Origin of the sequence: Sandarakinorhabdus sp. (assembly GCF_031422795.1) — a bacterium.
Lineage (GTDB): Bacteria > Pseudomonadota > Alphaproteobacteria > Sphingomonadales > Sphingomonadaceae > Sandarakinorhabdus.
Window position 1 is genome coordinate 1 of sequence record NZ_JANPML010000345.1, and the last position, 2,028, is coordinate 2,028.

The 2,028-nt window shown below is 65.8% G+C and carries 2 protein-coding genes; both read left to right on the forward strand.

Annotation, left to right across the window (positions count from 1 at the left end; translation table 11 throughout):
• On the forward strand, positions 1–805 hold an 805-nt coding region (locus tag RMO81_RS12190), incomplete at its 5' end, for a DMT family transporter (RefSeq protein WP_310476162.1).
• A 63-nt stretch (positions 806–868) separates the two neighbouring features.
• A partial coding sequence (locus tag RMO81_RS12195) for a DNA recombination protein RmuC (protein ID WP_310476163.1) occupies positions 869–2,028 on the forward strand: 1,160 nt, incomplete at its 3' end.

A 2,028-nucleotide genomic window follows, 5' to 3' on the forward strand; every position in this document is an offset into this window, starting at 1 on the left:
GTGGCTGGTGCGGTTGGCCGATGTCGGTCCGCTGGCTTCCGCCTTCTGGCGGCAGGCGCTGGCGGTGCCGTTCCTGTTTGCGCTGGCGGTGTTGACGCGGGCACCGGGCGGCAGGGCTTCGGGATTTGCCGGCACCACGGCGGGGCTTTTCGGTCTTGCCGCGCTGGCCGGCGTGGCCTTTGCCGCCGATCTTTCGGTCTGGCACCTTGGCATCATGCGCACCACGCTGGCCAACGCCACGCTGCTGGCCAATGCCGCCACGTTCCTGTTGCCGCTTTATGGCCTGTTCGTGCTGGGCCAGCGGCTCACGCGCCCGCAATGGTGGGCGCTGGCGGTGGCGGCTGTGGGCGTGGCCCTGCTGCTGGGCCGCAGTGCAGAGGTTTCGGCGCGGCATTTCGCCGGCGATCTGCTTTGTCTGGCGGCCGCTGTGTTCTATACCATCTATCTGATTGCCATCGAAAAGGTGCGCGGCTCACTCGCCGCCATGCCGGCGCTGGCGCTGGCCACGCTGGTTTCGGCCTTCGCGCTGGCACCGCTGGCGGCCAGCGGCATTTTCTGGCCACAAGACTGGACGCCGATCCTGGGCCTGGCCATCGGCAGCCAGGTGGTGGGCCAGGGCCTGATCGTCTATGCCGTGCGCCATCTGTCGCCGTTGGTGGTGGGTCTTACGCTGCTGGTGCAGCCGGCAATCAGCGCCATCATCGGTGCGTTACGCTTTGGCGAAATGCCCGGCCCGCTGGAGCTGCTGGGCGCCGGGCTGGTGGTGGCAGCGCTGCTGATCGCCCGGCTGCCGTCGCGCGCCTAGAATTCCGCTGCGGCTGCGGCTATGTTCATGGCTCGTTCCCATTTTCGCTGTTGGATGCCGCCTGTGACCGAAGCCATCATCGCCCCAATTGCCGTGATAGTTGCCCTGCTCGCTGGTCTGGCGGCCGGTTGGTGGCTGGCCAGTCGGCCGGCGGCAGCGCTCAAGGCCGAGCGCGACGAAGCCAAACGCGAAGCCGATGAACGGCGCACCAAGCTGGCGCAGACGGCGGTGGAGATCGCTGCCCTGCAGGCTCAGCGCGATGAGCGCGAACAGTCGCATGCCCGTCAGCTGGAGGAATTGAACACAAGATTCGAGGCGCTGGCCGGGCGGGTGCTGGAGCAAGCGCAGAGCCAGCTGATCACGCGGGCCGAACAGCGCTTTGCCGAAGCCGAAACCAAGAATCAGGCCAGTTTGAAGGCCGTGCTGGCCCCGGTTGCCGAAACGCTGGCAAAATATGAAACGCGGCTGGGCGAAGTCGAGAAAGTGCGGGCCGAAAGCTATGGCGCGCTTAATCAGGCGCTGGAGCAGGTGACGCAAGGCCAGGTCCGCGTGTCGGACGAAGCTGCGCGGCTGGTAACGGCGCTCAGGAGCAGCGGCAAGACCTCAGGCAGCTGGGGAGAACAGCAACTGGCCAACACGCTGGAAATGGCCGGCCTGCGCGCCGGGGTGGATTTCACCCTGCAAACGCATGTCGCCACGGATAGCGGCGGCAAACGGCCGGATGCGATCATCAATCTGCCTGGCGGCCGCCAGCTGATCGTCGATTCCAAGTGCAGCCTGAACGATTATCTCGCCGCGCTGGAGGCGGGCAGCGACGCCGATCGGCTGCTGGCCATGAAACGCCACGCCGCCGCCGTGCGCACCCATGCCCGCGGCCTGTCGGAAAAAGCCTATTGGACCGAGTTTGGCGCGGCCGCTGATTTCGTCATCATGTTCATCCCCGGCGAAAACTTCCTGTCGGCCGCGATGGAGCATGATCTGGCGCTGCTGAGCTGGGCGTTTGAGCAGCGCATTCTGCTGGCCGGGCCGATCAACCTGCTCGCCATCGCCAAGACGGTGGCGCTGAACTGGCGGCAGGACAAATTGGCCGACGAAGCCCGCGAGATCGGGAAGCTGGGCGCCGACATCTATTCAGCGATTGCCGTGATGGCCGAGCATCTGGTGAAGATGCGCCGCAACCTTGGCGAGACGGTGAACAACTATAATGATTTCGTCGGCTCGCT